28 protein-coding genes and 1 pseudogene are annotated in these 25,851 nt (G+C 67.8%); 10 read left to right on the plus strand and 19 right to left on the minus strand.

Features of this window, described 5'->3' with window-relative positions; all coding sequences use genetic code 11:
* The first annotated feature begins 352 nt into the window (after positions 1–352).
* The 8 genes and pseudogenes from Q0840_RS16115 (at position 353) to Q0840_RS16150 (ending at position 7,226) form a co-directional block, all read left to right on the plus strand.
* The gene (locus Q0840_RS16115; protein WP_298461233.1) at positions 353–1,951 is read left to right on the plus strand and encodes a ParB N-terminal domain-containing protein; all 1,599 of its coding nucleotides are present in this window, start codon (positions 353–355) and stop codon (positions 1,949–1,951) included.
* A gap of 517 nt (positions 1,952–2,468) precedes the next feature.
* Positions 2,469–3,509 (plus strand): DUF4192 domain-containing protein, encoded by a 1,041-nt coding sequence (locus Q0840_RS16120; protein ID WP_298461236.1) that lies wholly within the window; start codon positions 2,469–2,471, stop codon positions 3,507–3,509.
* 484 nt (positions 3,510–3,993) lie between these two features.
* Complete coding sequence (locus Q0840_RS16125; protein ID WP_298461240.1) at positions 3,994–4,389, plus strand: DUF6573 family protein; 396 nt, start codon at positions 3,994–3,996, stop codon at positions 4,387–4,389.
* Positions 4,390–4,392: 3 nt separating this feature from the next.
* The gene (locus Q0840_RS16130; protein ID WP_298461243.1) at positions 4,393–4,662 is read left to right on the plus strand and encodes a hypothetical protein; all 270 of its coding nucleotides are present in this window, start codon (positions 4,393–4,395) and stop codon (positions 4,660–4,662) included.
* An 85-nt stretch (positions 4,663–4,747) separates the two neighbouring features.
* Positions 4,748–5,308, plus strand: coding sequence for a hypothetical protein (locus Q0840_RS16135; RefSeq protein ID WP_298461245.1), 561 nt, complete (start codon positions 4,748–4,750; stop codon positions 5,306–5,308).
* Positions 5,305–5,703 (plus strand): hypothetical protein, encoded by a 399-nt coding sequence (locus tag Q0840_RS16140; RefSeq protein WP_298461247.1) that lies wholly within the window; start codon positions 5,305–5,307, stop codon positions 5,701–5,703. The genes Q0840_RS16135 and Q0840_RS16140 overlap by 4 nt, the downstream gene beginning before the upstream one ends.
* A gap of 14 nt (positions 5,704–5,717) precedes the next feature.
* Positions 5,718–5,966 (plus strand): annotated as a pseudogene (locus Q0840_RS16145) (glutaredoxin family protein); the annotation flags it as partial.
* Between the two features lie 201 nt (positions 5,967–6,167).
* Complete coding sequence (locus Q0840_RS16150; RefSeq protein WP_298461250.1) at positions 6,168–7,226, plus strand: nucleotide kinase domain-containing protein; 1,059 nt, start codon at positions 6,168–6,170, stop codon at positions 7,224–7,226.
* Here the strand turns inward: Q0840_RS16150 and Q0840_RS16155 are convergent.
* From Q0840_RS16155 to Q0840_RS16215, 14 genes are all read right to left on the minus strand, one after another.
* The gene (locus Q0840_RS16155) at positions 7,198–8,190 is read right to left on the minus strand and encodes a thymidylate synthase (RefSeq protein WP_298461253.1); all 993 of its coding nucleotides are present in this window, start codon (positions 8,188–8,190) and stop codon (positions 7,198–7,200) included. The genes Q0840_RS16150 and Q0840_RS16155 overlap by 29 nt on opposite strands.
* Positions 8,191–8,206: 16 nt before the next feature.
* Positions 8,207–8,806: a hypothetical protein gene (locus tag Q0840_RS16160; RefSeq protein ID WP_298461256.1), complete on the minus strand. Its 600-nt coding sequence runs from the start codon at positions 8,804–8,806 to the stop codon at positions 8,207–8,209.
* Between the two features lie 10 nt (positions 8,807–8,816).
* Positions 8,817–9,488 (minus strand): C1 family peptidase, encoded by a 672-nt coding sequence (locus tag Q0840_RS16165; RefSeq protein ID WP_298461259.1) that lies wholly within the window; start codon positions 9,486–9,488, stop codon positions 8,817–8,819.
* Positions 9,488–10,609, minus strand: a complete 1,122-nt coding sequence (locus tag Q0840_RS16170) for an ImmA/IrrE family metallo-endopeptidase (protein WP_298461262.1) — start codon at positions 10,607–10,609, stop codon at positions 9,488–9,490. The genes Q0840_RS16165 and Q0840_RS16170 overlap by 1 nt, the downstream gene beginning before the upstream one ends.
* Entirely contained in the window at positions 10,606–10,974 is a 369-nt protein-coding gene (locus tag Q0840_RS19105) for a helix-turn-helix domain-containing protein (protein ID WP_367183143.1), read from the minus strand. Before Q0840_RS19105 ends, Q0840_RS16170 begins: the two co-directional genes overlap by 4 nt.
* Complete coding sequence (acpS, locus tag Q0840_RS16175; RefSeq protein ID WP_298461265.1) at positions 10,967–11,326, minus strand: holo-ACP synthase; 360 nt, start codon at positions 11,324–11,326, stop codon at positions 10,967–10,969. The genes Q0840_RS19105 and acpS overlap by 8 nt, the downstream gene beginning before the upstream one ends.
* A 23-nt stretch (positions 11,327–11,349) precedes the next feature.
* On the minus strand, positions 11,350–12,231 hold the full coding sequence (locus Q0840_RS16180) for a hypothetical protein (protein ID WP_298461268.1): 882 nt from the start codon (positions 12,229–12,231) through the stop codon (positions 11,350–11,352).
* Positions 12,228–12,602, minus strand: a complete 375-nt coding sequence (locus Q0840_RS16185; RefSeq protein WP_298461271.1) for a hypothetical protein — start codon at positions 12,600–12,602, stop codon at positions 12,228–12,230. The genes Q0840_RS16180 and Q0840_RS16185 overlap by 4 nt, the downstream gene beginning before the upstream one ends.
* A 173-nt stretch (positions 12,603–12,775) precedes the next feature.
* Positions 12,776–13,534, minus strand: a complete 759-nt coding sequence (locus Q0840_RS16190; RefSeq protein ID WP_298461274.1) for a hypothetical protein — start codon at positions 13,532–13,534, stop codon at positions 12,776–12,778.
* A 1,426-nt stretch (positions 13,535–14,960) separates the two neighbouring features.
* Complete coding sequence (locus tag Q0840_RS16195) at positions 14,961–15,374, minus strand: hypothetical protein (protein ID WP_298461277.1); 414 nt, start codon at positions 15,372–15,374, stop codon at positions 14,961–14,963.
* Between the two features lie 147 nt (positions 15,375–15,521).
* Complete coding sequence (locus Q0840_RS16200) at positions 15,522–16,094, minus strand: hypothetical protein (protein WP_298461280.1); 573 nt, start codon at positions 16,092–16,094, stop codon at positions 15,522–15,524.
* Positions 16,095–16,164: 70 nt separating this feature from the next.
* The gene (locus tag Q0840_RS16205; protein ID WP_298461282.1) at positions 16,165–17,247 is read right to left on the minus strand and encodes a hypothetical protein; all 1,083 of its coding nucleotides are present in this window, start codon (positions 17,245–17,247) and stop codon (positions 16,165–16,167) included.
* Positions 17,248–17,393: 146 nt separating this feature from the next.
* Positions 17,394–18,050: an ATP-binding cassette domain-containing protein gene (locus tag Q0840_RS16210; protein ID WP_298461285.1), complete on the minus strand. Its 657-nt coding sequence runs from the start codon at positions 18,048–18,050 to the stop codon at positions 17,394–17,396.
* A gap of 839 nt (positions 18,051–18,889) precedes the next feature.
* A complete protein-coding gene (locus tag Q0840_RS16215) occupies positions 18,890–19,762 on the minus strand; it encodes a hypothetical protein (RefSeq protein ID WP_298461288.1) in 873 nt (290 codons plus the stop codon).
* A gap of 80 nt (positions 19,763–19,842) precedes the next feature.
* On the opposite strand from Q0840_RS16215, the gene Q0840_RS16220 reads away from it, so the two are divergent.
* Positions 19,843–20,319: a peptidoglycan-binding protein gene (locus tag Q0840_RS16220; protein ID WP_298461291.1), complete on the plus strand. Its 477-nt coding sequence runs from the start codon at positions 19,843–19,845 to the stop codon at positions 20,317–20,319.
* Between the two features lie 59 nt (positions 20,320–20,378).
* Here the strand turns inward: Q0840_RS16220 and Q0840_RS16225 are convergent, their stop codons facing one another.
* Together Q0840_RS16225 and Q0840_RS16230 are read right to left on the minus strand one after the other, a co-directional pair.
* Complete coding sequence (locus Q0840_RS16225) at positions 20,379–21,008, minus strand: hypothetical protein (RefSeq protein WP_298461294.1); 630 nt, start codon at positions 21,006–21,008, stop codon at positions 20,379–20,381.
* Positions 21,005–21,553: a SigE family RNA polymerase sigma factor gene (locus Q0840_RS16230; RefSeq protein WP_298461297.1), complete on the minus strand. Its 549-nt coding sequence runs from the start codon at positions 21,551–21,553 to the stop codon at positions 21,005–21,007. The genes Q0840_RS16225 and Q0840_RS16230 overlap by 4 nt, the downstream gene beginning before the upstream one ends.
* A gap of 755 nt (positions 21,554–22,308) precedes the next feature.
* Here Q0840_RS16230 and Q0840_RS16235 point away from each other — a divergent pair.
* Positions 22,309–22,746 carry a GNAT family N-acetyltransferase gene (locus Q0840_RS16235; RefSeq protein WP_298461300.1) on the plus strand — a complete coding sequence of 146 codons (438 nt, stop codon included), beginning with the start codon at positions 22,309–22,311 and terminating at the stop codon, positions 22,744–22,746.
* 35 nt (positions 22,747–22,781) lie between these two features.
* Here the strand turns inward: Q0840_RS16235 and Q0840_RS16240 are convergent, their stop codons facing one another.
* The 3 genes from Q0840_RS16240 to Q0840_RS16250 form a co-directional block, all read right to left on the minus strand.
* Entirely contained in the window at positions 22,782–24,698 is a 1,917-nt protein-coding gene (locus tag Q0840_RS16240; RefSeq protein ID WP_298461303.1) for a SpoIIE family protein phosphatase, read from the minus strand.
* A 148-nt stretch (positions 24,699–24,846) separates the two neighbouring features.
* A complete protein-coding gene (locus tag Q0840_RS16245; RefSeq protein ID WP_298461306.1) occupies positions 24,847–25,302 on the minus strand; it encodes an ATP-binding protein in 456 nt (151 codons plus the stop codon).
* Positions 25,295–25,825 (minus strand): hypothetical protein, encoded by a 531-nt coding sequence (locus tag Q0840_RS16250; protein WP_298461309.1) that lies wholly within the window; start codon positions 25,823–25,825, stop codon positions 25,295–25,297. Before Q0840_RS16250 ends, Q0840_RS16245 begins: the two co-directional genes overlap by 8 nt.
* Positions 25,826–25,851 lie beyond the last annotated feature (26 nt).

Raw genomic sequence — 25,851 nt, forward strand, 5'->3', positions numbered from 1 at the left:
CGGCCTCACCTCGCGCGCGGGGGAGCCGGGAGCACGGCTGCACCACGGCTGCGCCGCGGTGTGCCTGACACCGCCCGCCAGGGGCGGCCGGCGACTGCCGGAGAAGCGGTGTTTGTTCGTCCTCCTGGCTTTCCATCATCGCCGGCGCCCGCTGCGTGCAAGCGGCTGCGCCGCCAGCTCCGCCAACGAGCCCCGCCGGCGCTTCGCTTGTTTCCGGCCGAACTCGTTTCCCCCGCTGCCCTGCGGGTGGCACTCCGCGGGCTCATTCCGGCGGTGATTCCAGCGCCAGGAGGGCGAAAGAAACGGTCGGCAGCAGGTCGGCCACCCACCCTGGCGCGAAGGAGCGTCACCCGTGACTGTTGTCGAGTACAACCCCGGCCCCACCCTGCAGGACACCACCGTCCCCGACGCGCCCGTCGTCGTGGTCGAGGTGCAGGCGGACACCGCCACCGCGGCCGAGGCCCCGGAGGCCACCACGGAGCAGGCCGGGCCGGTCGTGTCCCAGGTGGACCCCCGCGACCTGGTTGTGGAGGCGAACGTTCGCACCGACGTCGCCCTGACCCGGGAGTTCGTCGGGTCGATCAGGCAGCACGGCGTGCTGACGCCGGTGCTGGTGCACCGCACCGCCGAGGGTCTGCGGGTGCGGGCTGGGCAGCGCCGGACCCTGGCCGCGATCGAGGCCGGACGGCCCACGATCCCGGCGTACATCGTGGACGGCGACGACGACGCCGCGCGGCGGATCATCGAGCAGATGGTCGAGAACGACCACCGTGCCGCGCTCGGGGCGTCCGACCGGATCGCGGGCTTCCAGCAGTTGTCGCTCATGGGCGTCTCGGCGGCGACCATCGCCAAGCGGGCCGGGGTCAAGAAGGCCACCGTCACCACCGCCCTGACCGTCGCCGCGTCCGAGGTCGCGACCGCGATCACCGCCAGGTACGACCTCACGCTCGACCAGGCCGCCGTCCTGGCCGAATTCGACGGAGACGCCGGCCGCCAGAAGGACCTCACCGTGTGCGCGGTCAAGGACCCCGCCCGGTTCGACCACCTCGCCCAGCAGTACCGCGACGACCGCGCCGAGCAGCAGGCCATCGCCGCCCTGACCGACGACCTGGTCGCCCAGGGCATCACCGTCGTGGCCCGGCCCCGGTACGACGAGACGCCCGAGTCGCTGACCAGCCTCGCCGCCGTGGACGCCGAGGGCACCAAGACGTTCCTCGACCCCGACAGCCACGCCGAGTGCCCCGGTCGGGTCGCGTGGATTGACAGCCGCTACGACGGCCCCGTGGTCGTGCACGGCTGCGCCGACCCCAAGGCCCACGGGCACGTCGCGCGCTACTCCCAGGGGTCGCTGTCCACCGGCAGCACGAAGGGGAAGAGGACCGACGAGCAGAAGGCCGAGCGGCGCACGCTCATCGCCAACAACAAGGCGTGGAAGTCCGCGCAGACCGTCCGGCGCACCTGGCTGGCCGGGTTCGCCCAGCGCAAGACCGCCCCGAAGGACGGTGCGGCGTTCGTCGCCGCCCGGCTGGTGGACTCCCTGGCGACCGTCGAGAAGGCCGGTCGCATGGGCGGGCACGCCCTGGCCCGGACCTGGCTCGGGCTGCCCGAGCGCGCCGGATTGGGACAGCCCGACCCGCTGCCCGTCCTGATCGCCACCGCGACCCCCGCCCGCGCCCAGCACATCACCCTGGTGCTGGTCCTGGCCGCGATGGAGGACAGCACCGGCACCCACACCTGGCGCAACGTCACCGCCGCCGACCGGGACTACTTCACCGCCCTGGCCACATGGGGCTACGGCCTGGCCGACGTCGAGGCCATCGTCACCGCCGAGCCGGACCCCTCCCAGGCCCCGACCGACGAGGACGGCGACGACACCGACCAGGACGCCGCCGCCGACTACGACTACGACGACGACGCCGAGCCGGATTCCTCACAGGCCCCGACTGACTGACCCGCGAACCGACCGCCCCGCCCACCCCAAGGGCGGGGCGGTCGCCCCGGCGGGCGGGGCAGCCGGTGCGGGCATCGAGCCCGACCAGCTGCGCGCCGTTTCTGGCGGGCCGGCGCCTGCGGGGCCGTCCCGGCCCCGCACCCGGAGACCAGCCCGCTGCGCGACCCGGCCACCATCGCCCGCGCGCGGCGCTCATGCACCGGCGACGGAGCACCGGTGCAGGCGGGCACCGGTCGCTGCGCGCCCGGCGACTGTGAACCGCGTTGGTTGTTTCCCCTCCTGGCTTTCCATCATCGCCGGCGGGACCTCCGCGCAAGCGCGCTACGCGCGCCAGCTCCCCCGACGAGCCCGGCCTGCGTTCGCTGCGCTCACTGAGCTCGGCCGACCTCGTCTCCTCCGCTGCCCTGCGGGTGGCGCTCCGGCCCCTCATACCGGCGGTGATTACAGCGCCAGGAGGGGCAAAAAAACGGTCGGCCACCGGGCCGATCACCCCGCACCTTGCGATTGGAGTGTCACCATGACCGAGACCATCCGTGTCACCGAACCGCGCGAACTGCTCGCACTCATCCCGTACCAGTTGGGCTTCACCCCGACCGAGTCCATCGTCGCGGTCGCCCTGCGCGGGGACCGAGGCCGGGTCGGGCTGATCGTGCGCGTCGACCTGGCCGACACCGACCAGGCCGCCCCCACCATCGTGCGGCACCTGCTCGCCGACGACGCGAACCGCATCGTCGTGGTCACCTACACCGACGACACCGCCGCCGCCCAGGCCGCGACCGCCACCCTGACCGCCGCAGCCGACGCCCACGACCTGCCCGCGTCCGCGTGGACCGTGACCAGCACCGGCTACCGGTCCCTGGACTGCACCGACCCCGACTGCTGCCCGCCCCACGGTCGCCCCCTGGCCGACCTGACCAGCACCCAGGTCGCCGCCACCCTCACCGTCCAAGGCAGCGTCGTCGCCCCCGACCGGGCCGCCCTCGGCGTCACTCCTGCACCGGAGCCCCAGCGGATCGCCGCCGACCGGGCGGCCCGCGCATGGCTGGACGGCTGGACCACGCAGCCCACCGCCGCACGGGCATCTGGCCTGGCAACCTGGCGCGCCGTCCTGAGCACCGACGACGTGCGCCCCGGTGGGCTCGGAGTCATCGGCGCCGCACTGGCCGACGTGATCTTGCGCGACGCGATCCTGTGCTCGGTCCTGCCCGACACCGACCCCGACCTGCCCGACCGCATCATCACCGGCGACGACGCCACCGGCGCCCAGACCCGCGCCCTGGCCGCGCTCATCCAGTCCGGCGACGGGGTCCCGCCCGGCGACGCCGCCGAGCGCGCTGCCGCGCTGCTGACGAAGGTCGCTGCGCACAGCGCCGCTGACCGCGCCCCCGCCCCGCTCACCCTGCTGGCGGTCCTGGCGTGGTGGTCCGGAGACGGCGCGAAGGCCGGGGTCCTGGTCGACCAGGCCCTCGCCGCCGACCCGACCTACCGCCTCGCGGTGCTCATCAGGGAAGTCCTCGCCGCCGGGCTGCCGCCCGGCTGGGTCCGCCGCACCCGCTGACACCCGGCCGCGACCGGCCGGTCCCCCCCGCGTGGGTGGGATCGGTCGGTCGTCACCGGGCGGGCGGGGCAGCCGGTCGGGCGTCGAGCCCGACCAGCTGCTCGCCGGCCCTGGCGGGCCGGCGCACGCCCGGTCGCCCCGGGCCTCGAGCCCAGGTGCGCCCACGGCACCGGCGACGGAGCGCCGGTGCGCGGACACCGGACGCTGCGCGCCCGGCGGCTGTAAACGACGTTTGCTGTTTTCCCTTCCTGGCTCGCCATCATCGCCGGCGCGCGCTACGCGCAAGTGGGCTCCGCCCACCAGCTCCGCCAACGACCCCGGCTGGCGCTTCGCTCTCATCCGGCCGAAGTCGTTTCCCCCGCTGCCCTGCGGGTGGCACTCCCGCGCGCTGACTGCCGGCGGTGATCACAGCGCCAGGAAGGGCAAAAAAAGTGTCGGCCACCGGGCCGTACCCCCTGCGTCTGGCGAAAGGTTGGTCTCCACCGTGACTCTTGGTGACTTCTTCGGACCCCCGATCTACTCCTACAGCCGGGCCGATGCGATCCGTGATGGCGTGCTCGTCGACGTCACCACCACCGCCCATGAGGCCGGATTCCGCGTGCCGGTCGCGCTGACCGCCGCGGCAGCGAACGAGGCTGTGACGTGGGACCCCGCGCACGGGGCGCACCAGGACCCCACCGGGCGCCTGTGGGACGTGCTGACCATGGCGCACCTGGCCGCCACCCGGGGAGGCGACACCGACCGGGCCGGCTTCCACGTCCTGCGCATCCCGAACCAGCCCGGCGCGCAGGTGCCGGTGCTCACCGCGCTGGACCTGCACATCGGCCCCGGAGACGAAGCCGAGCCGGTCGTGACGATCCTGCTCCCCGGGGAGGACTGACCCATGACCCACCCCGCGAACCTCGACGCCGACCGTCGCGCGCAGATTCTCGCCCGCCTCGCCGCCCGCCCCGCCCTGTGGCGCCAGTACGTCGAGGACAACGGGGGAGACCCGGAGTTCGGCCTGTGGCTGTTCATGCTCGACGCCACGATCAGCCGGCACGTCGGCCTGACCCACGCGGACCTACCCGACCAGCCCTACCGCGACGAGTACGACGCCGGGACCGACCCAACCGAGTACGCCGCCCGCGTGATGCTCACCGAACTCACCTAGACCGACCCGACGCCGGGGGAGGGGTCGACCACCCGGTCGGCCCCTCACCCGGCCATCCCCACACCACCTCGAGGAGACACCAGCCATGAGCACCCGCCGACGCCTTGCCCCCCTGCCCGCACAGTGGGCCGACCCGATCCTGACCATGCTCGAGCTCACCCGCACCGCCGCGACACCACCCGACGTCGACCCCGAACCATGGGCCGCCGCCGAGAACGGGCAGACCCGCATCCACACCGGGCACAAGGCCGCCCGCCGCACCGCCTCAGCCGGGCAGTACGCCGCCCACACCCTGCGGCGACGCGCCGCAGCAGGAGCAGCCGCCGGCGACGACCGACCGCACACCCTGGCCCTGGCCCGGACAGCCGGTGCGATCGGGTCGTGGGACTGGGACACCCGCATGCGCGCCGCCCTGGACCTGCGCGCGGTCACCAACCCCCTACCCGTCACCGAGCGCGCCGCTGCCCTGCCGACCCGGCTCGTCGCCGCATGGCTGACCCACAACCACGGCCCGCAGCTGGTCGCCGCCACCGGGCGCCTGTGTGTGTTCGTCCTGGAGCACCCGGACGTGGACGTGACCGACCTCGCCGCGGCCTGGGACGCTACCCACGGACACCGACTGCACACCGGGGTGAGAGCGGCATGAGCGACGAAGAACGCACCCCCGACGACGTCGTGCGCGAGATGCTCTGGGACGCCCGCGACGCCAAACGCCTACGCCGGGTCGTGCCCCTGTCCCTGCTCGCCGACCGCGCACCCATCGCCGCCGTCATCGCCGACCACGACCAACGCTGCCCCGGTGCACCCACCGGCGGCAGCGGCCGCGTGCAGTCGATCGTCGCCCACACCATCGCCCTGGCCGCCGACGTCGCCACCAACCGGACCAGGTACACCGACGCCGCCACCAGCCTGCACGCACGCGCCACCGGCCAGATCGACCCGTTCCTGCTCCGCCACGCCGGCTACGTCCTGCGCGAGCTGCCCGCCATCCTCACCGGCCCCGACCACCCCGCCGCAGCGTCGGCCGCTGCCGAGCAGTAGGGGAGGACCGGGTCATGCTCACCGTCACCGTCTACAGCACCGGGCCGTCGTGCATGCAGTGCAAGATGACCTACCGCGCACTGGACCAAGCCGGCATCGGCTACACCGTCGTCGACGTCACCGACAACCCCGCCGCCCGCGAGTACGTCATGGACGAGCTCGGCCACTCCACCGCACCTGTCGTGGTGGTCGACCAAGACCCCGACCACCACTGGTCCGGCTTCCGCCGCGAGAAGATCGCGGCGCTGGCCGGCAGGCAGGCAGACGGGAGATGCCCAGCCGGGCAGCGAGCTGCACCGCTTCCTGGACACACCCCCGGGCCCGGCTGGGTCTGGCTCCCGCCGGCCGTAGTCTGGTAGGCGCGGCTGTGAGCACGCTTCCGCCACCGGTCACGACCCTCACCGACCGCGCTGATGGCTTGAAGACGGCGGTGCCGAAGTGACGACGGAAGGACGTGGGACGCGATGAGGTCAATCCAAATCGGGACCCGCACGGTGGTGGCTACAGATGTCTTGCGCAGTTATTGGCACGTTGCAGCGGAGCGTCAGCGGGTCTACCACCGGCGGCTGAGCGGCGTTCCTGCCCCGTGGACGAGCGACCTCACCTTGTCCAGCTACCGCTTCACCAACGCCTATCGAGCTGCCGATAGGGTCTCGCAGGACCTGATTCGCATCCAGTACTCCGGCTCTCGAGACGCGGAAGATCTGCTGCTTCGAACTTTGCTTTACCGATTCTTCAACAAGCCGGCGACCTGGCGCGTCATCGAAGATGCTGTAGGGGTGGTCTCGACGGAAACCTTCGATCCTGCTGCGATCGATCGGGAACTCGAGCGAGTTCTTGCCCGCGGACAGAGGGTGTACTCCGCTGCGTACATCATTCCACCACCGCCGTTCGGAGCTCGGCGGAAGCACCTAAATCACTTACGCCTGGCGGAGCACATCTTGGCCTGTGGTGCTGCCGAGCGCATTCGCGAAGCGCCCACGCTGCAGCAGGTCTACGCGATCTTGTCCTCGTTCCCGTCGCTAGGCCCGTTCCTGGCGTTCCAACTGACCATCGACCTGAACTACACCACGCTCGTCGACTTCGACGAGAACGAGTTCGTAGTCGCAGGTCCGGGTGCGCGCAGCGGCATAGCAAAATGCTTCGCCGACACCGGTGGGCTGGATCCCGAATCCCTGATTCGGTGGGCCGTAGAGCATCAGAGCGAAGAGTTCGAGCGGTACGAGCTCGACTTCCAGGACCTATTCGGCCGCCCATTGGCATTGATCGACTGCCAGAACCTATTTTGCGAGACTGACAAGTACGCGCGTGTCGCACACCCCGATGCGACCGGCATCGGCAGCCGGACTCGAATTAAGCAACGTTTCACACCGCAGGCGCCCGCCCCGTCTCCGTTTTTTCCGCCCAAGTGGGGTATCAACGATCGGGCGGTTACAGCGCTGACACACCGCCGCCAAGCGCCATCAGACGACCTGTTCTCCGGCGTCCTCGACCTCAATGGTCTTGAGCGTGCGGCCGGTTGATGAACTCCCACGCGACGACTCCGAGGTCGCTGCCCCCGAGTCGCTCGAGCCGCGATGCCAGTGAGGCCGGTTTGGTGCCGCGCTTGAACGCCCAAAAGATATCGATCGCCCGGATGTAGCCCAGCAACAGAGGGTCGGTGAACGGCACGTGTAAGTTGTCCAGGTCAGCGCCGTGTCGCAGTTGGTGCTCAAGGGCCATCCACGCCTCGTGGTCGGTCGTCGCTTGAGCCCAGCCGGTGTCGTAGCGATGCTCGCCGGAGCCGACGTACTCCCGTGCTGGATCGGCCGTCTCTACGACCCGCCGGGCGCGGCCCTCGTACTCGCGGTAGAGGTGCAGGGAGGAGGTGAAGAAGGTCAGCACCCCTGGCTCCAGGTGGAGCCAGCGCGCCATCATCTCCAGCAGCAGGCTCCATTCGAAGGCGTTGATTCCGGAGAAGCCGAACCAGATGTCGGTGCTGCGAGCCGCCACGTTGATGTCGAGTCGACCGTCGCGAGCGAGGAAGTGCAGCCAGTTGTTGCACGGCACGTCGGCGCTGCTGCGGTAGTCGCTAGTGGGGTCGAATAGCGACACGGCTGCGCGCCGGGATCCCGGCGAGGCGGTTAGGGCTGAGTAGACCTCGAACATCTGGTCGATTCCCTCCCAGTCGCGCAGGCGTGGTCCGTAGCCGGCGCGCCAGGTAAGGCCGCCGTCGTCGGAGTAGTCCGGAGCTCGCTTGAGGTAGGGGGTCAGGTAGGCGAGGTCGTTGCGTCCCGCGATAACCCACATCGCTTCCGCGATCGCGGCGAACGGGTTGTTGTTGCGGCCAGGTGAGAACAAGAAACGTTGCGTGGGATGCTCGATGGTTATCGTCTGGGCGGCCAGCTCGAGGGTATGCCCGTTGCGGCTTTCAACGGCCTCTCCGTGGTGCAGGACACGTTGGAGCATGCCGACGAACGCTGCATCGATGTTCTGGAAGGCTGGCATGTGACGTCCCTGGGTGCTAGTCGACCAGCAAACTTCGCTGGCTTAGCTCGGCGAGGATCCGCCGGGTGATGTCCTGGGGGTCTCCCTGCGGCACTCGTGAAGTGAGGGTGCGGTGCCGTGCTGCAAGTTGCTGGTAGCCATCCAGAATCGGGTCGGAATTGTTGGCATCGGGCGCATAGGGCTTGTCAAAGAGGAAGACGACGGCAGCCGGTAGTGGCGCCCAAATGCTATCGATCAGATTCTTGAAGCCCTCCTCGGAGACGCCCGCTGCGGGCAGGGCGCCGCTGTACCAGCCGTAGGCAAGAGTGGACCACCACCACCTGTCCAGCACGACCGCGCGGGTCTGCAGTACCTCGAGGATGTGGGGGACGCTCTCGGCGTGGCACGCAAGATGAGCAAGCTGCTTGGCGAGACCCGACGCTGGTGCGCGGTAGGGCGACTCGAGCATCGAATACGTCTCGTCGGTGAAAGTGCTTAGGCCGCTGGGCATGTGCACGTGCACGGTTGTCGTCGGGTCGAGGACGTGGCGGAGCGCGTCGGACTGCGTGCTCTTGCCGGTCTTGTCCAGTCCTTCGAGCACCACGAGGGTGCCCGGCTTAAGTGTCGGCGCGGTCATCTCATGTCTCCTAGGTCTCAAGTACGCGTGCGGCCTGGACAGCGAACGCCACCAGGTATGCGAGGGGAAGCCAGCCATAGCCCCCCAGCCCCCAAACCGGCCCCCAGCTGTTCTTGACCAACAGCATGCGACCGTGGATGGGATGCGTCGCTGCTCCGACGCACACGACGGCGTGGTAGCCGCCAGCTGTTGCCCTGACGCCGGGTAAAGCCACGATGCCGTCCTCATCGGGGTTGTAGAACTGATCGGTGACCTCCAGGATGAGGATGACCGGGTACGAGGTGTCTAGAGCATCCTCGATCGGTTGCTCGACACCGTCGTGGAGCAAAGGCAGATCGTCGAGGCGGGCACGGTGCCAAGGTGGATCGGACAGATCGTCGGGAGGGTTCTCCGTCCCGGCGCCTAATGCACGGTTGTAGGGCCACTTGGTCAGTTCGGGCTGTCCCGGCCCGTTCAGCGCGGGCCCGACGTCGCGCAGAAGCATGCCCGCCGCGGAGGTGAGGCCGGCACGAGTCGCGTGCCACCACAAGGCCTCTGGTGCGAGGTCCTCGCTCGGCGCCGCCGGGGTTCCGATCAGTGCCTCGTGTGCCGCCGAGGTGGCGACTGCGACGCAGGTCGGGCGGTAGCCTTGATCGAGGATGGTGTCGCCGACGAGCCCGCGTAGGTCGATATCTCGTGGCATCAATCATCCCACTCGCTGACAGCGGCCTCTTCGCGCAAGAACTCCTCAATCAGGCGGCGCCGGAACTCCACCGCTGGGGTCCCGCGTACGAGCGCGGAGACCTCCAGCCTGGCCACACGCTCCTCGGGCTGGAACGGCCGCACCTCGCTGAGACGGACCGACTCCCGCCCTGGCGCGCCGGCTCCATAGGCGACCAGGCGCGTGACGGTACCGCCCACAGCGGTCAGGCCTGGCTCATAGGGCCCACGCGAGACCTCATCCCCCAGCAGTGTCATGACTTCTGAATGCGTCTGGGTGAAGGGCATCGTGATGACGTCTGCCGTGGTCCGAGTGGCGCCGCCGAATGCCTGCCCGTCGTCAAAGCTCGGCGGAGGCGGGCGCAGTGGGTGAACGGTCGCCGAATCCAGGGAAGGTTCGACGCACCACCGATACCCGGTACTTGGCCGCTCGGGCAGCCGCAGGACAATCGCATCACCCACGAACGCCTCGACGCTCACGCGCTCGTCGGGGTGGTCGAGCACCCACACGTCTCCTCTCGGGTCAGGCAGCGCTAAGCCGTCGGCGAGAGCTCGCTTAATCAGCATCGGACGGGCCTTGAGGAGTTCGGTACGATTGCCCGGGGAGACCAGTTTGGTGTTGACGAACTGACGGACCGCCGCCTCATAGCTGACATGCATGTCTCGCGCCGCCTGGTACAGCTGCTCCGGACCTACTTCGCTCCCACGGCGGATGCCGTACCGGCGGGCGGTCGAGTAGAGGAGCTCTAGCGGCATCAAGAAATGAGCAGCGAAGGTCTGTGCGTCGAGCTCACGAGAGTCATGGGGATGGTGCCCAACGATCGTGTCGTCCGTCTCGAGCCGGAGCACGTCCTGGTCCAGGTACCAGTGGCCGAGCTCGTGGGCTGCGGTGTAGCGCTGCAGCGAGGCGGGTCGCTCGCTGTTGATGAGCACTCCGCCGGGGTCTCCGGGCAGGATCACTCCCAAGAGGTCCTTCATCGGTTTAAACCCCAGCACCAGGCCGCTGTTTTCGATCGCCTCGAAAGGGTCGACCGGACTCGCCTGATCGATGCCCAGCGTGTTGAGCGCGTTATTCGCAGCCTGGGCTGCGCCGATCCGGGTCACGGCCGTTTCCCTCCGCTACCTGGGCGCGCGCCCCGCGGGACCGATCCGGCGGCCAGGAACTGGGCGAACCGCAACACCTGCTCTTTGTCGTCGGCTGACAAGTCCTGCGTGGCTCGGTACAGGGCACCGTCCGCGGCGGCCACCGGGGCCTCATCCTCACCGAGTAGCCACTCCACTCTGCGTCGGTACAGCCTTGCCAACCGGCGTAACTCAAGAGCGGACACGCCTCGTTTCCCGACCTCGATGGCATGGACGCTCGTCCGCGGAATCTGCAACGCCCCACTGACTTCTCCCTGTGTGAGCCCGAGTGATTCCCTCGCTTCGCGTAGGCGAGCGGCAACCACGCGCTGCTCGTTGTCAGACACAAGGTCCTCCGATGGTCATAATCACGAACGCCACCGCGAAGCCACTCTCGTGGCTCAGCGATACGTCCCAACTGGTCGCTCCCAACTCCTGGGCGCGGCGCTGTGCCGAGCCAGTGAGTCTGAGCGTGGGCCCTCCCTCGGAGTCGGACTGGATCTCGACGTCCTGAGGAGCGATCGAGCCGATGCCGCGCCCGAGAGCCTTCATAGCCGCTTCCTTAGCTGCCCAGCGCCCACCAAGGCGCGCTGCGTCCACTCCGCATTCCTCTTGTTCGTAGGCTGTGAACGCGATCGCGAGGAAGCCGTCATCCTCCTGAAGCATCCGCTCGATGCGCGAGCAGTCGACCAGGTCCACGCCCGTGCGCAGTGTTAGCGGGCTCATGCTGATGCCAGGCCCTGAGCTGTCCCGTTACTACGAGCCGTCGCAACCTCGTCAAGGATTGCTCGCACGCCTGATCGGCCCGAGTAGTCGCTGTGTTCGGCGTTGGCATGGCCGGCGACGATGGCGAGCTCTCCTGTGGCAAAGCCGGTCTGCTGGCACAAGAACTGCTGCAGTCGCGCGAGACCGACGAGGTTTCCGTAGCCGCGTGTAATCAGGTGCCAGTGCCGGTAGACGCCGAGCAGGGAAAGTGCCCCGTTGCGGACGCTGATGTCGATGTGCACTAGGCACGGAAACCCACGCGTGCGGGTGTCCGAGACGGCATACTGCTCGAGCAACCCCCCGACGCCCGCCTCATCGGCACCATCGGCCTCACCGGCTACGGCGATATCACTGGCGTTCGATGCTCGACGCCTGTTGCTGCGTTCCTTCCTAAGTGCTTCGATGCGATTGCTCAGCTGGTTTGTTCCCGTCGCAGTCTTGCCTGGCCAGGAGACCATGCGCGCGAAGTATGTCCCTCCGCTGTTCGCGCGAACCCGCTTTAGAGTCGGCAGCGAGTCCAGATATGCGGCATAAAGTTCCGCGGCCGCCTCATCTAGAGCGGCGCCGTCGTCGGGCGTGAGTTCAGGCGACCACGAGAAGCCCGGATTATTGTAGAGCGATATTGGGAACAACGTGTTGGCCACCGTCAGCACGCCATGCTTGTCGCGCTCAAGCAGCACACGGTTGATGACACTACTCACAGTCGGGTCGTCGCCCTGTTGGGGAGAACTAACAGTCACCATGAGATGCGTCGCTGTGCCACCCTGCTCGCTGTTAACGGACTCCAGCGTCTCCACCCATGCGTCCGAGATGCTATCCGCGGTGATAAACATGCTCATCGCAACTCCTTCATTTCCTCGTGAAGGACGTCAGCAACGCCTTCAAGACTCGACCAGCGACTGCGACGCACCTTGCTCAAGTCGAGTTGCTTGCGATCTAGGTCCCGATAGAAGCGTCCGATGAGAAAGACCACCTCCATCGAGTCGATGGGATCGCCGGCACCGACGCCGGGCACAACGTCGTGGTGCAACTTCGCCAAGGTCCGGTCCAGCGCTGACCGAATCGAGTTTCTCGTCATCGCCTTCGCCGCGCGTAGCGACATCGGCATACCGAGGGTGTCGTGGACCACACCGCCCACGGCTCCAGCCGACGCGTCGACCCCGAGGTCGAACGTTGGCTGCGCGTTCGCAGGCTGAGCGCTTCGAGTCACGACATGAGTGTCGGATTATCCGACACCCATGTCAAGTAGTACGACGACGTCGCGTGGTTCACGGCACCACGGCGCGCTGCTCGTCAGTTCCGACCCCGCCTAGTGGCCTCGACTTCGCGGCTGTGGGTGCGGGGGTTGTGCTGCAGCGGCTGAGAGCACACGTTGCTGTCCAGTTAGGTGAGCAGGTCGATGGTTGGCGAGGTCCGGGGGAGTGCATCCTGGGCGAGTGGATCACGCATCAACCGGTCGAGCGGGTGCCATCGAGTCATCCACGCGGCCACATCCACGTCGAGGAGGGTGAGCAACGTGCGCGCGTCTGCGACCACGCGTTCGGGGGACTTGCGCTGCTGGCGGCCCGGCGCTCCTTGACCCTGCTGAGGGAAGCCGAAGACAACGGGCTCGCAGTGGTTGATCCGGTTGCGCGCCCAGTTCAGGCTCTGCGCAAGGGCGTGGACGTGGGTTCGTGTAGGCGAGCCGATGAAGGCGTTGCGGAGGGCGGGGCTCCACAGAGCGGTCTCGTAGTCGGCGATCGCAGCGTTGCGAACGCCTGTCATGGGGCCTCCTGCGTTGAGCAGCCCCGTCCAGGCGCCGAACATCAACTGCGCGATCACCTTGCCGGCGTTGTTCCGGCCGACGAGGGTGACGGCCTCGTCGATCTTCCGCTTCGTCTTGAGGTCAAACTGGGATTGCAGAGTCAGGTACCACCGGTCGTCGAACGCGGCAACTAGGCTGCGGTGCATCCGCTCCCGCAGCAACACTTCCACGCCCCGGATGGTGCCGTGCATCAGTGAGGCCAGCTCCGCGTCGATCAGGTACAGCTCGACCGCTCGACGGTCGTTGCCCCCGGTCGCTCGTCTGAACGCGCGGAGCCGCTGCGGAGCGAGCGAAGCGACGAACGCAGATTGCTCGGCCTGAGATGGGAGCGTCAGCACGCTGGCATGCTAGCCTGAGTGCAGATTCCCCTCGTGGGTTCGGAAGCCGCCGGAGGCGCCCTAGGCGCCACGGCGGCTTCACTTTGCCCGGAAGTCCTTCGATCGCACGAGGGGCTAGCCACGAGCCGACTGAGGACAGCGGTCGACGAGGCTCTCGACACCATCGCCAGCGCCCACCTCGCCGGTGATCCGCTGCTTGATGCCGATGCGGGCGGCCAAAAAAGATGCAGGATCACCAGAAGGGGGTGTAAGTGGCTGGTCCTAGGCCAACAGATCGAGGACGTGGTCCGCTCCACCTGGGACAACGCACGCGTCAACGAGGAACTGGTCACCGTCACCGTCGGTCAGAGTCCGATCACCCTGCCCCCGCCGCTCGACGGACCGCTGCGCCAGCTCCTCACCGAGCCGGGGCACGACCAGACAGCCGCCCACCCCAACAGCCCGTGGCTCTTCCGAGGCCACTCCCCTGGCCGACACCTCAGCGCCGCCCCACCTGCGCCAGCGTCTCAAGACCGCCGAAGACGAATCGTCTTTGCCGCCGAGCGCGTCAGGCGCGCGGCACCGTCTGAGCAGCACGCCGGCCGGCGAAGCAGCGCGATTGAGCTTGCGACGTAGCCCGCTCCGAGCAAGGTGAAGAGGCATGCCATCGCCAAAGGGGCCGGCCATCGGGAACGAGCGTCAACCACTCGAACAGGTCGAACAGCAACCAGAATCCCCCGAGCCAGAACCCGGCCTTCGCGGTCCGGGTCGCCTGTCACCACGGCTGCTTGGGCTCGGTCACCATGACGCGACCCCATCGACGCCACCGCCACCGGCCAGCGACGAGCTAGAGAGACCGTCCGACTTGGACGACGACGACGTGGTCGCGTCGAAGAACGCCCCGCGATTCCGGCGGCGGGCGTCCCTCGTGCTCGAGCACCCACGAGTTGACGACGTGACCGACCTGGCCGCCGCCTGGGACGCTCGTCGCCGACAAGGTCTGATCCGTGCCCCGTGCCCCGTGCCCCGTGCCCCGTGCGGCCGGTCCTGCCCAGCGTCGCCAGAGCTCGCCCGTCGACGCCTGGCGGCTGGTGTGGTGGCTCGAACGCGGCGCTACCCGCCGCTACGGCAGGACGCAACGGAGCGCCCTGCCGGCGGCGAGAGGGGTTTCCTGCCTATCAGCCTGATCGACGCACCGAGCGAGCCGCCAGGCGCGACAGTCACCACGCCTTTGTGGCGCACGTCGTTCGACCAGTCGCACGCTCACGCCGGCGACCCGGCTGCCCGCTCGTGTTCTCGCGGTCGCCAACACCCATCGGGTGCCGATCCTGGGCCACCGCAGCATCCATCGACGGCGCGAACGCCTACCGGCGGTGACGTCAGGATGTGATGTGAGGGCAGATCGACGAATGCTCTCGGAACCTACGTCGTGCCTGCTGAGGGACGATCAGCCCCGGATCTGGTGGTACAGCGGGTACACAGAAGTCACAGCCTTGAAGTTGCCGAACACGGTGACGTTGCCCTGGCTGCCCATATACCCTCCAGTTCCGCGATAGCCGCACAGATTCTGATTCGTCATCCCGATCTGGAGCAACACCGTCGTCGGGGAAAGGTAGTTGTACCGCTTGTAGTAGGCTGCGTGTGCAGCGCAGTTCTCCTGCGCGTCGGTCACCATTTCGTCATATCCGGAGACCGACCTTGTTGCGGCGGCGATGGTGGTCTTCTCGCGCTGGTCGGTGAACTCGTAGAGGAGATTTCCTCCACCGGCGGTCCATGCCTGAGCAGCCGGGGTCACGAGCACCGTTGCTGCAACGACCGGTGCGGCGACCATGGTGAGCAGAGAGCGGGCGATTCGGTGCATATTCGTCTCCGTCGCTAGCGCGCCAATGCCCTAGGGCGGACACAAGCAGGTGTCGAATGGTGGGTCTAAACCACGCCCTGGGCCGGCACGGCGTCGGGCGCGACACACTCAGGCATACCATCAGGAAGTACCAAGGGCTTAGGTCCGTTATCGGACCGTTACCTGTCGGCGCGCGTGGGCCCCTCGGTGGTCAGGCGGGAGCACCGGACTTCGGAAGACCAGTTGCACAACCACGAATGCCGCGACTACCAGCAGCGACATGCCAATGGAGGGGCCCTCGGCGGCCTGCACCGGGACGGCCCACCAGCGAGTGTTGCCGCTGATCGGGACACCGACGAACAGGCACGCTCCGACGTAGCCAGCGAAGACGGTCGCCGCCACGAGCTGCCCGCCGTACCTGGCCACGAGCGCCATCACGGTCGCCACGAAGACATAGGTACGGCAAGCTTCCCAATGCCAGCCAAGCGGCACTGTGAGGCCGAACACCACCGCTCCGGAGCACAGGACCACCCCCGCCACCACGCGTCGGGCAAGTCCGACGCGACGGGCCGATCGGTACTCCGCGATGGGATCTGCACTCGCGAGAAGCCCGGCGTAGACGCCGCCGGCGATGATCGCAGCGACCGTCCGCATGGCTACCGGTGCCTGCGCACCGCTGAACTGCGGAGTCGCGACAAGCGTTGGAACAATCTGTCCGAGCGCGGCCAAGACCAACGTCATTACAGTAACCGGGATGGCGTTCCCTCGGCGCAGCCAGGTAGCGGCGATTAGTGCCGCTCCATTGCCGGCCCTACTCACAGGCGCCAAGCAGGCGTCGAACGTCGTCACGTGCAGCGGTCGGCCCGCGCCCCTCGTCGACCAGTGCTTCGCCGACCGCCGTGATCATCTCTGCGGTCGCTAGCGCCGACCGCTCTGGTGCACATTGGGTGGCAGTGAGGCGGGAGATATACTCGGGGAGCATCATGCTGACGACCCCCCCCACGGAAACCTTGCCGAGTGGGGGGTAGAGGGTGATCCAGCCGTCGTCCACTGGAACGCCGAACTCCGCGAAGCGGAGCTCTTCGTGAGGAACTTCGGCGAGCGCGCTTCTTATAAGCTCATCGGCGGCAATCCACATAGTTACATTCTCGGCGTCATTGCGGTGCCATGCGCAAATCCTGCCGTCATCCGCGCAATCATAGCCGGTCGTCCGGTTCTCGAAGTAGTCGCTTGCTGACACCGAGGTCGCCGTGACAGTACCGGCAACCACTGCACCGATGAATGCGCCCGTGACCACGCGGGGAAGCCTCGCCTGCCGTTCCGGTGCGCCGCCATAGGTGTTCAGGCGAAGGGCAACCAGCCCCGCGAACGTCACCGCTACGAGCAAGCAGTACGCCCCGAGTAGGATTATAGGCCCGTCTGACGGAACTGCGGATGGTCCCCACGTCTGGTCGATGTAGGGCGCCACGAGCCGCGCAACGCGCTGCTGCGAGGGATTGAGCGAGAGAACGCCGTTGGCATAGAGCGTGAGCCCGTAAGGCACCACGGCCACGAAGAAGATGCCGATCATGCGGCGAAACAATGACCCCAAAAGCAATCCGAGCGCGTAGCACAGTGTTGCGGAGGCAAACCCCAGGATCGTCAAACTCCAGCCAAGGGCCGAGATCGTGCCACTCGATGCTGCTGTGCGAGCGTATGCCACAGTATGGACGGTGGCGAGGCCAGCCAAAAGCCAACTCAAGTCACCAGCGGCATGAAAGCCTAGCAGGGAACCACTAGGCCGCACTGAGCGAGCCAACTCCGTGGCGCGGGACAAGTAACGTGCGCCCGAGTAATAACCAGCGATGGCGAACAGGCTGCCAGCAATCGCAAAGGAAAACACAGTCAGGTACATTCCGGTGTCCTGGAAGAAACCTATCCAACGTGAATTTGCGGCTGGTTCCACGAATACTAGGACGCTTCCCAAAAGCGCAACCGCAACGGCCGGAACCCGCGCCGTCGATAGTTCCAGGCTTGCACGCCCGGCATACCTAGATCGAATCACCTCTGCGCACCTTCCGTCAGTTCACGCAATACCTCACTCGTGATCTCACCGGCGCGAAAGGTCTCCCGGGTGGCGAGCGTGCCGTTGGCCATGACATGGACGGTGGAGTCGTATCGGGACAGTTCGTCTGGCTCGTGCGCCACAGTGATGATGGTGGAGTCAGCGGAGACGAGCCGCTCAAGTGCTACATACAGAAGATCTCGTGCGTGATAGTCAAGACCGGACGACGGCTCATCAAGCAGGAGTAGGCCCGGCAGGTGGAGTGTCTCGGCGGCTATCCCAACCCGACGCTGCATCCCGCCAGATAGCCTTCCGATTGCTTTCTCTGCCGCCTCCGAAAGTTCCACCGCGGCTAGGGCCCGCAGGGCTACTTCACGTATTTGAGCGGATTCTATCCCGTGCAGCCAGGCTCTGTACTCCAAGTACGTCCGCGTCGGCACCCCTCCACGCAGCCGGAAGTTCTGCCACAAGTATCCTGAGTCGCGGCAGAACTGGCGGAAGGTGGACGGTTCGGTGATGGAGTGGCCTGCAAATAGAATCTCGCCTCGATGAGGACTCAGGACGCCGCTAAGCAATTTTAGAAGCGTGGATTTGCCGGAGCCGTTCAAGCCGATGATGTGGTGAATGCCAGCTCCGGGCGCGAATTGTGGCACGTTGAGCTCAAGGGCGCCACGCCCGTAGGAGAATTGGATTCCATGTGCGGCGATTCGCGCGTCAGTCACTGGCTTGGCCCCCAGATGCGGCGATGAAGACTCGTTGGTCGACCCTAAACCATGGCAACTGGGGTGGGTAGGAGGTGACTCTTGGTCATGCGACGTGCACAAGCGCTCGTCCTCACCTTGCGGTGGGCGACCGCGTCTGCGCGCGTGCGAGCGTGGGTGAACCGTCGCGGCGCTGATGCCGCTTCCTCGGATGAAGGATGGCGACATCCCCAAGAAGTACGACTAGGTGTTCGAGGCACCCTCGGTTGGCCTGGTCGGGGACCACGTGGCTGACTACGGATCACCGCGGGGAGCGTCGAGATCGGGACCCAGTTGAGGGGTGGTTCGGGAGACGCTGCGGCGCTGGGCCGCCCAGACCGAGGTGACTACGGCTGAGGCCGGGGAGGTCCTCCCGGCCGTGCCGCAACGGCTGCGCCCCAACCGGAACCGCAACCCACAGGCACACCCGAGGCCGCCGCGGCGGGCGCCTTCGTCACGCGGGGCGCACTCTGTGCAACTATCCAAAACCTGCTGCCCGAGACCATTTCTGGGCGGTCCGGGAAAGACTGCACCCTCGTGAGCCCTCTAGATCTAGAAGCAGCCAGGCGTCCCGGAGAAAGTCGTACAGGCGCGCGGCCCTTCGCAGCGATGGGGAGGACCTCGTCTACCGCCCGGGCGAGCACGGCGATGTCGCCCGCTCGCCTTCAGGCACAGACGGGTCGCTAACGTCGCGGCGTTGCGGTGGGTACACCGCAACGCAACGCCGTGCGACATATCATGACGTAGCCAACTCATCTTGCCGGCCGGGCTAGGGCCGTGCTCCGCGTGCGGATCAGGGCGAGGGGCGCTCCGCGCTCTTGCAGGTAGGTGAGCCCGCCGGACCGGAAGTCACCGAGTCGGTGGCCGGTGAAGAACCGGCAGCTCTCTGCCGCTCGCCGGTAGGACAGGCGCCGAGCCGATGGCGGGCGGACACGGTCTGCAAGAAACACTGGTCCGGCCGGTCGGTCGGCCACCACCCGGCTGACTAGTCCGCTGCTGAACGGCTGCCAGAACAGCAAGGACTCGTTTACGCGCACCGCCTTTTTCTTGACGTCGATGTCCTCGATGTCGAGCTGGAGGACCTCATCGGGGCCCAGGCACAGGTCGAACGTCAAGCACCAGATCGTCCGGTCGCGAAGTGGCAAGTTCTCGTCGAAGCAGAATGCGAGCAAGTCTGTGTTGCCGCGACTCCGTTCCGCTGTCACCTTGCGTCGCATCGGCAGTGATGTGGGTAGGACGCTCGATGCTGGGATGACCCCTGATGCCGCGCACCACCGAAGGAAGCTGCCCACGGTCGCCACCGTCCGGTTCCAGGTCGTGTCTTGCGACTGCCCGTAGATCACGCCCAGCGCGTGCTCGAGCGAGGCAGGCGTGAGGCATGTGACGTGCAGGCATCCGTCCAGGGCACCCTCCACCGCGCGCAGCGTCCCGCCGTACACCCGACAGGTGCCCGAGGTGAAGGTCGGCTGCTGGAGAAACAGTGCCGTCGCCTCGCCCCATGTGGCACCAGTGCCGCCTGCGGCAGAAAACCGCTGCGATGGAACGTCTGCTGAACAGCGAATACAACTCCATGCCGCAGAAAACCGCGGGGCAGGGCCGATTGCGTCAGTGCTCACCGAGGACACGGCCTAGACACCTTGCAACCTACGCGGAAGTATTCGAATTGCGCCGCAACCGGGCGCGAACAATCGCTGATCGGAGTCTGATGAAGGCTGTCTGGAAGTCCCTTGGTGTTCTCGCCCTGGTCGCTGGCGGGGCAGTCATGGCCACGCCCGCGGCGGCAGCGCCGGCGGTGGCCGCAGAGGTGATCGTCGCCGCCCCTGCAGCAGCCCCGGTCGCCGTCGCAGCTCCAGCGCCCGCGGTGTCGCCGACCGGAACGCCCATGGCCGTCGGGTACCCGTCCGACCACGCGCAGAGCACCTCGGGTGAGTTCAGTGCACTGGGCCTGTGCAACTACAGCGACGAGCACCCGGCCATCTCCTACGGCTCGACCCAGCACGCCGCGGTGGCACACGCGCAGTGCCTGCTGCGCAATTACCACGGCTACAACATTGCGGTCGACGGGATCTTCGGCAACGGCACGCGCAACGCGGTCATCAACTTCCAGTCGTCGAACGGCCTGTACGCCGACGGCATCATCGGACAGCTGACCTGGAACGCATTGCACCCCGGGCTGGACTGACCAGACCGCAGAGACCGACCGGGTGGGCGCCTCCTGCGCGCCCACCCGGTCGCTCGCGTTCACAGGCTCATCGCCTCGACAACCTTGCGGAGCTCGGCGGCCCGGCCCTTGCCGAAGTGCACCTCGACGACCACCCCGACCTCCGGGGACCACACCAGGCCCGCGGCGTCATCGGCCTTGACGCCGTTGGCCAGCGCCGGCTGTCCGCCGACAGTGGTCTCGACCGGGTCTCCGAACCAGTTGACCTTGACGTGCTCCTCGAGGGTGAGCCCGGGCCGGCGGGTCACCGAAACTCCGAGCCCGGAGACGCACGCGTCCTCGAAGCAGCCTGAGGTCGAGGTGCCCCCGAAGTAGGGGGACCTCTCCAGGGAGATCGGCTCGGCCGCCACACCATCCGGCAGGTAGTGCAGCTTGATGCCGTCGACCTCCGCGACGACGGGGGCGTCGGCCGGCGTGGTGTCGAACCGGTATGCCGCGACGGCCGTCTCGCTCGAGCTCGGGGAGATGATCGACGGAAGGGTGACGCCGCCCACCGCCAGGGCTGCGGCGATCGGTACCGCGGCCATCGTTCGGCGGCCCCGGGTGCGGCGGCGGTTCTTCGCGTAGACGCCGTCGAGCACGGCGCGGGAGTCGAACACGATCGACGCGGTAGCTGCGTCGGCGGCCTTGCGGAACTCGTCGCCGTTCATGCGAGGTCTCCTGTGCTGGTGAGGATCAGTGGTGTGGTGTCGCCTTGGCTGCGCTCGGGGAAGTCGACGGCGCAGGTCTCGCGCAGCTTCGAGAGGCCTCGGGAGGCCTGGCTCTTGACCGTCCCGACCGAGCACCGCAGCATCTGCGCGGTCTCGGCCTCGCTATATCCCTCCCAGTACCGGAGCACGACGGCGCTGCGCTGCTTCTGAGGGAGGGTGCGGAGCGCAGCGAGCAAGGCCTGGCGCAGGTCGATGCCGTCGACGTCCGCGCTGCGCGCGGGTTCCGTGTCGAGATGCTGCTGGCCGCCGCCGACCAGGATGCGGTCCAGCCGTCGGCGCTGGACCAGGTGAACCATCGCGGTCCGGACGTACGCCGCTGGGAACTCCACGCGCCCTTTCGGTCGCCGGCGCAGGTAGAGCTCGAGGGCGTCCTGGAGTGTGTCTTGGCCTTGGTCGCGGTTGCCCGTGAGGAGGACGGCGGTACGGAGCAGCGCAGCGCCGTGGAGTCTCACGAACTCCTCGAACTGCTCGTCGGCGTGAGCCACGGTGCGTGCCCCCAGATCGTTGTGGATGTCCTGTCACCTATATAGAGACATCTGACGGCGAAAAGGTTGCACGAGGTGGGCGAGGACTTGTGGCGACCGGCACTGACCGAGCGGGCCGGCCTCGAACCCAGCCCTGCGCCACTGCAGTGACCCAGCGGCCGAAGTCGCCCTCACCACGCCATGAGCGCGGTGCCCGGGCGGCTACTTCGTCGACGTGACCGGGCACCGACTTCCGGCTCGAGCTCGATGTCGTTTGCGAACCCGGCGAGCCGTGGGCGCGGCGGCGGCGGCGGCCGAGGTGCTCATCGGGTGCGCACGATGCGGCCGATCCTCTTGTTGTCGATGGGGCACCGGAAGCACTCCATCTCGTCGTAGATCGCCGTAACGTCGTGTTCAACGCAGAACCGGTCCATCGTGATCGTCCTCCACAGGGGGTCAGCGGGGCGGTGGTGCCCTCGCGTTGAAGATGTGCGGCACGGTCGCCCGCTCGCACCAGACACCCGGGAGCATCGACACCCGCCCCTGCTTACGTCGCGGTGTTGCATTGGGGTACACCCATCCGCAACGCACCCTGGGAGGGCTTTTCCGCTGTTGCGCAGGGTCGATCTCGGCGTTCTGCAACACATGTGTGCCAGGGCAAGACCGTGGCGCAACGTGCAGGAGAGCAGGGGTACGCGCCGCACTGGCCGGGGGAGCGCGGTGCGCCGGTCGAGGGTGTGGTGATCCGGGCGGCGGGCCCGGCCGACGCTGCCGCGGTGGCTGCGCTCGAGTGGCGAGTGCGGTCGACCCGGATGCCGGTGGAGTCACTGGCCGCTGCCGTCGTCGACCCCGAGCGACTGGTGGTCGTCGCGACTTCGGGGGAGGAGCTGGTGGGTTGGGCGAAGACCCACTACTGGGACTGGAGCGACGGGCCAGCTGGGGCGGGGCACTACCTGGGTGGTGTCACGGTGGATACGCCGTGGCGCCGGCGCGGCGTAGCCGCGGCGCTGACTGAGGCGCGGATGGAGTGGATCGGCGAGCGGGCCGACGCGGCTTGGTATGTCGTCAACGGCCGGAATCTCGCCTCGGTCGCCTTGCATCGCGCGTGGGGGTTCGAAGAAGTGGCCCGGGCGTCGCGCTTCCACACTGTCGAGTTCACCGGAGGCGTCGGGATCCTGTTCCGAGCTGCGCTGCCGCGCCGCACGCGCTCGTAAGCGGTCGTATTTGAGACACGCGGGCTTGAGGGGTGTTAAGGCGCGGGTTGGTAGGCGTAGAGATCGTCGGTGGTGGTGTTGGGGCCGGTCTCGACAGTTCGAGGTGCGTCCTCGGGGTGTGCGAGTAGGGCGAGTAGGGCGATGTCGTCGTCGGTGCTCGAGCCGAAGCGTTGGAGCAGCGCGTCGCACAGCTCGTCCAGGGCGGCGCCGTCGGCGGCGAGGGACGCGGCAATCTCTGGCAACTCGTCGAGGGTGGCGCTCAGGGATCGGTGGCGGCGCTCGACGAGGCCATCGGTGTAGAAGATGACGGTGTCACCCGGATGCAGGGTGACGGTGTGGTCGTGTCTGTCGCCGCCCAGGTTGACGCCCAGGAGCAGGTCAGCGGGGCGCTCGAGCAGTTCGGCACTGCCGCTCGCGTGCAGGAGCAGGGGCGGTAGGTGTCCGGCGCTGGACCAGCGCAGCGTCCGCAGCCCGGCAGCCGCCTCGTCCGGTGTCTGTTCGACTTTGGCCACGATTGCTGTGGCGAAGGTGGCGATCGCCAGGTCTTGCAGGGCGCTGTCCAAGGCGGTCAGGATGGCGGCCGGCGGTTGGACCTTGACGTGCGCAACGCCTCGCAGGACGTTGCGGATCTGGGCCATGTCGACGACGGCTTGTAGGTCGTGGCCGGTGACGTCGCCGAGGGTGAGCAGGGTGCTGCCGTCGCTGAGGGTGAAGGAGTCGTACCAGTCCCCACCGACCGAGGTGCTGCGCAGGGCGGGCTGATAGCGCACGGCGATCTGCAGGTGGTCGGGCTGAATCGGTGGTGTAAGTAGGGACATCTGCAGCCGGTGCGCGAGCTGGGTGGCCGTGCGGGCGGCTTCGCGTTCCTGCTCGCGGTGCAGTAGACGCTGAAGTGCGAGGGCGCACTGGGCGGCGAAGGCGCGAAGGAGCTCGACGTCCCCGGTGGTGAAGTCCTGCTCGGTGTCCCAGCTGGCGGTGAGAGAGCCGAGGACGGTCGCGCCGACCTGCAGCGGGAAGGAGGCCCACGCGTGCTTGCCGGCCGTGTCGTACACCTGCGCCATCTCGGGCGAGAAGGACAAGCCCGCTTGCCGGTCGCCCAGCAGAACCGGGCGTGCAGTACGGAAAGTAACCGCGGCGGGCAACGAGCCGCTGGTCGCGATCTCCTCGAAGACTTGACGGGCCGGCTCGCCCAGTGACTCGGTGATGTGCAGGCGCAGGGTGTCCGGGCCGGCGGGCACGGCCAGGGCGCCGCCGTCAGCACCGAACACCTGCAGTCCGCGCCCGACCACGGCGTCGGTGAGCGCTTCGAGCGATTCTGCTGCCGCGACCTGCATGGCTGCCTCGGCCAGGGCGGCCAGACGCAAGGAGCTGCGGACCTCATCGGCTCGCGCCGCACCCAGAGCGGTGGAGTACTGCTGCACGTCCAGGGACAGGTCTTCGGTCCGACGGCGCAGGTCCTCGGCCATCGCCTGGGCCAGCTCGCTCTGGGTGCGGTGATGAACGGTCTCGGAGATGTCCTCCACGGCGTTGAGGATCCCGACCAGGCGCCCGTGGTCGTCGTGGATCGGGGCGTTGACCACGGCCCAGTGCCGCTGCACGACGTCCTCGGAGTCGGCTGCTGGCGAGAGGGCGTAGGGCAGCAGCGGGATGTGGTGGGTCCGGCCGGTGGCCAGCACGCTCCGGATCGAAGCCTCGAGAGGGTATGGCTCGCCGGCGGGCGCAGGGAAGGCGTCGAAAACGTTCTGACCGATCAGCTGCTGGCGGGTTCGGTCCACCGAAGCCAGGTAGCTGTCGCTGGCCTCGGCGATAACGAGGTCGGCGGTGAGAAGGAGCACGGGCGCGGGGAGTGAGGTCAGGACCTTGCGGTAGATCGCGGGATCAAGCAACGAGACTCCGGTGAACGGCGCCGCATACTCGGCGTGCGGTGCGGCCCGGTTGGGCCTGTACAGCATGTCAGTATCGGGCGTGAAACCCGGCTACCCCACCACGCTGGGTGTGAGGATCCGTCCGGGACCACCCCTACAACGGTGCCCAGCGGCGGGCGCCGCGGCGCACGCCACCGCACCTCAGTGCCTAACTTCCCGGGCGGGCTGGCGCCGTTCACTGCGTCAGCGCCTCGATGTCGGCGGCCCAGTCCGCCTCTGCAAAACCTGACGCTGTCATTTCCTCCAACGGTTCGAACCACACGGTCTTGCCCTGGTCTTGGCCTGCTGGGAGCGGAGTGACCCCCCAGTCCAAGGACAACGACGCGACCAACCGCAACCCGCGCCCGGTCGTCGCCAACGCGCTGAGGCGACGCTGCTGCGGGGAGAGTGCGGAGCCGTCGGTGACTTCCACGCGAGCCACCCCATTTTGGCTGCGTCTGACGGTGACCGTGAACGGGGTGCGCGCGTGAAGGACGGCGTTGGTGACCAGCTCTGAGACGCCGAGCTCAGCGCACTCCTGCACCGCAGTCGCGCGCAGGCCGGCCAGGCACTCCGCGACGTAACGCCGTGCAGCCGCCACAGCTTGCGGGATCGGGTAGAGGACCAAAGGCTGCGGTGCGCTCTCAGGCATCGGGCGCCCCCGCGCGATCCTGCAGGTGTCCGTCGCATCGTGAGTTCGACGCCTGCCGGGCATCGGCCCACGAGATCGGCGAGCCCCCGACGATCTGGCGGTCGAACTTTCCGAATATCCAGGAACGGTAGGCGGCCACGTCTGGGGGCGCGGCCAGAGTCAGCAGGTACTTCCCGGCGCGGCAGAACTCCTCGGCGTCCTTCAGAACTTCGACCACCTGGTGGATGAACGCGCGCGCGTGCGCTGGGACCTCGTACGTCAGGTCCATCGTCTCCACGCCCCGGTCCAGCGCGGCGTCCATCTCAGCGGTCGGGCCGGCGGTGAATGACCCGTAGGTAGTGCCCAGCTCGTCGGCAACATCCAGCAGCCGCTGCGGCACCGATCGGGTGTCCGGCTGGCCAGCCGCGATCTGGACCAACGCCAACTTCCGGAGCAGGTCTTGCCCGTGCTCCACCGAGCGGGCGCGCAGCGGCAGGGGCACACCCACAAGCCGAACCTGCACCAGCGCCACCTGTTCACTCACTAGCCGATGCTCCCACGCTGCATGGC

The sequence above is a fragment of the uncultured Cellulomonas sp. genome (assembly GCF_947494015.1).
GTDB lineage: Bacteria > Actinomycetota > Actinomycetes > Actinomycetales > Cellulomonadaceae > Pengzhenrongella.

What these genes read in the sequence shown, in the direction of transcription:
- Q0840_RS16120 (WP_298461236.1), top strand. Translation starts at nt 2,469, where the DNA reads ATGACCGAGACCATCCGTGTCACCGAACCGCGCGAACTGCTCGCACTC.
- Q0840_RS16130 (WP_298461243.1), top strand. Translation starts at nt 4,393, where the DNA reads ATGACCCACCCCGCGAACCTCGACGCCGACCGTCGCGCGCAGATTCTC.
- Q0840_RS16135 (WP_298461245.1), top strand. Translation starts at nt 4,748, where the DNA reads ATGAGCACCCGCCGACGCCTTGCCCCCCTGCCCGCACAGTGGGCCGAC.
- Q0840_RS16140 (WP_298461247.1), top strand. Translation starts at nt 5,305, where the DNA reads ATGAGCGACGAAGAACGCACCCCCGACGACGTCGTGCGCGAGATGCTC.
- Q0840_RS16150 (WP_298461250.1), top strand. Translation starts at nt 6,168, where the DNA reads ATGAGGTCAATCCAAATCGGGACCCGCACGGTGGTGGCTACAGATGTC.
- Q0840_RS16155 (WP_298461253.1), bottom strand. Translation starts at nt 8,190, where the DNA reads ATGCCAGCCTTCCAGAACATCGATGCAGCGTTCGTCGGCATGCTCCAA.
- Q0840_RS16160 (WP_298461256.1), bottom strand. Translation starts at nt 8,806, where the DNA reads ATGACCGCGCCGACACTTAAGCCGGGCACCCTCGTGGTGCTCGAAGGA.
- Q0840_RS16165 (WP_298461259.1), bottom strand. Translation starts at nt 9,488, where the DNA reads ATGCCACGAGATATCGACCTACGCGGGCTCGTCGGCGACACCATCCTC.
- Q0840_RS16180 (WP_298461268.1), bottom strand. Translation starts at nt 12,231, where the DNA reads ATGAGCATGTTTATCACCGCGGATAGCATCTCGGACGCATGGGTGGAG.
- Q0840_RS16195 (WP_298461277.1), bottom strand. Translation starts at nt 15,374, where the DNA reads ATGCACCGAATCGCCCGCTCTCTGCTCACCATGGTCGCCGCACCGGTC.
- Q0840_RS16200 (WP_298461280.1), bottom strand. Translation starts at nt 16,094, where the DNA reads ATGACGTTGGTCTTGGCCGCGCTCGGACAGATTGTTCCAACGCTTGTC.
- Q0840_RS16205 (WP_298461282.1), bottom strand. Translation starts at nt 17,247, where the DNA reads ATGTACCTGACTGTGTTTTCCTTTGCGATTGCTGGCAGCCTGTTCGCC.
- Q0840_RS16220 (WP_298461291.1), top strand. Translation starts at nt 19,843, where the DNA reads ATGAAGGCTGTCTGGAAGTCCCTTGGTGTTCTCGCCCTGGTCGCTGGC.
- Q0840_RS16225 (WP_298461294.1), bottom strand. Translation starts at nt 21,008, where the DNA reads ATGAACGGCGACGAGTTCCGCAAGGCCGCCGACGCAGCTACCGCGTCG.
- Q0840_RS16240 (WP_298461303.1), bottom strand. Translation starts at nt 24,698, where the DNA reads ATGCTGTACAGGCCCAACCGGGCCGCACCGCACGCCGAGTATGCGGCG.
- Q0840_RS16245 (WP_298461306.1), bottom strand. Translation starts at nt 25,302, where the DNA reads ATGCCTGAGAGCGCACCGCAGCCTTTGGTCCTCTACCCGATCCCGCAA.